General features: G+C 74.4%; 1 protein-coding gene. It reads right to left on the bottom strand.

Translation table 11 applies throughout. The annotated features are described in order from the left end of the window. Nucleotides 1-1,767: RecQ family ATP-dependent DNA helicase (locus tag N864_RS21925; protein WP_034722513.1), on the bottom strand; the 1,767-nt coding region annotated here is incomplete at its 3' end. Nucleotides 1,768-1,877: the final 110 nt, after the last annotated feature.

The following is a 1,877-nucleotide window of genomic DNA, read 5'->3' as shown; positions in this document are numbered from 1 at the left end:
GGGCCGCTCGGCCCAGCGCCAGTCGGCGAGGACCGCGACGCAGGCCCGGACGACCGGCTCGGGCACCTCGGTGTCCTCGCCGCGCAGCAGCTCCCGCAGCCGCTGGCCCCACCCGAGGTCGCTGAGCCGGGCCACCGCCCGACCCGGCGCCATGGCCGCGTCGGCGCTGATCCGGCCCTTGCGGGGGACACCGAGGCGGTCCATCCCGCTCGGCCACTGCGCCCGGGGCTCGACCACGACGCCGGGTCGCTCGAGCCGCTCGCTCGCCACCCGCAGCGCGGCCTCGGGCAGGGATGCGTCGAACCACGGGCCGGCGCAGGTGTCGCACCGTCCGCAGGGCTCCGCGGACTCGTCGTCGAGGCACTCCTGGAGGAACGCCATCCGGCATCCCGTCGTGCGCTCGTAGTCGAGCATCAGCTGCTGCTCCCGCTCACGGGCCTCGGAGACGCGGGTGTAGCGCTGCGCGTCGTAGGCCCACGGCGCACCGGTCGCGGCCCAGCCCCCCGGCACCCGCTGGACGGCACCGTCGACGTCGAGCACCTTCAGGAGCAGCTCGAGCCGGGTCCGGCGGATGTCGACGATCGCCTCGAGGGCGACGGTCGACAGGGGCTTGGCCGCCTCGGACAGGGCACGAAGCACTGCGTCGGCCTGGTCCGGGCGCGGCATCGAGGCGGACGCGAAGTAGCGCCAGATGTCCTTGTCCTCGGGCCCGGGCAGGAGCAGGACGTCGGCCCGGTCGGTGGCGCGCCCGGCGCGTCCCACCTGCTGGTAGTAGGCGACCGGGGATGCCGGGGCGCCGAGGTGGATGACGAAGCCGAGGTCAGGCTTGTCGAAGCCCATGCCGAGGGCGCTCGTCGCGACGAGCGCCTTGACCTGGTTGTCGCGCAGCGCCTCCTCGAGGCGGATCCGCTCGGCCGGCTCGGTGCGGCCGGTGTAGGCAGCGACCTCGTGGCCCGCCTCGCGCAGCGCGGTCGCGACGTCCTCGGCGGCGGCGACGGTGAGGGCGTAGACGATGCCGCTGCCGCTCAGCTCCCCGAGGTGGGCGATGAGCCAGGCCAGCCGCTGCTCCGGTGCACCGAGGGGCATGACGCCGAGCCGGAGCGACTCGCGGGCGAGGGGGCCCCGCAGGGTCAGCACGTCGCGGCCCCCGGCCCCGAGCTGCTCGACGACGTCGGTGACGACGCGGGCGTTGGCCGTGGCGGTCGTCGCGAGGACCGGCGTCTCCTCGGGCAGCGAGGTGAGCAGGTCACGGATGCGTCGGTAGTCGGGCCGGAAGTCGTGGCCCCAGTCGCTGATGCAGTGCGCCTCGTCGACGACGAGCAGGCCGCACGACCGGGCCAGCGCGGGCAGCTGCTCGTCTCGGAAGCGGGGGTTGTTGAGCCGCTCGGGGCTCACGAGCAGGACGTCGACCTCGCCACGCGCCAGGGCGCCCGAGACCGCCCCCCACTCGTCGGCGTTGGTGGAGTTGAGCGTGACCGCCCGGATGCCCGCGCGTTCGGCCGCCGCGATCTGGTCGCGCATCAGGGCGAGCAGGGGGCTGACGATGACGGTGGGCCCGGCGCCCTCGGCGCGCCGCAGGCCGGTGGCGACGAAGTAGACCGCCGACTTGCCCCACCCGGTGCGCTGCACGACGAGGACACGACGGCGCCCCGCGACAAGCTCCTCGACGGCTTCGAGCTGGCCGTCGCGGAACTCTGCGTCGGGCCGGCCGACGAGACGTCGCAGCTCGGTGAGGGCGCGCTCGCGCAGGTCTGTGGCAACTGGCATGGCACCCAACCTACGTCGCGGCACTGACGCAGCTGTGCGGCATACCTCCCGCCTGTGGACGAAGGCGGCTGGAAGGATGGGCGCATGAGAAGCCCTGTGTCAAGCCGCTT

It is taken from the genome of Intrasporangium chromatireducens Q5-1 (genome assembly GCF_000576575.1).
GTDB lineage: Bacteria > Actinomycetota > Actinomycetes > Actinomycetales > Dermatophilaceae > Intrasporangium_A > Intrasporangium_A chromatireducens.
The sequence above is the reverse complement of the archived record's forward strand: the minus strand, read 5'-3'. Positions and strand labels throughout refer to the sequence as shown.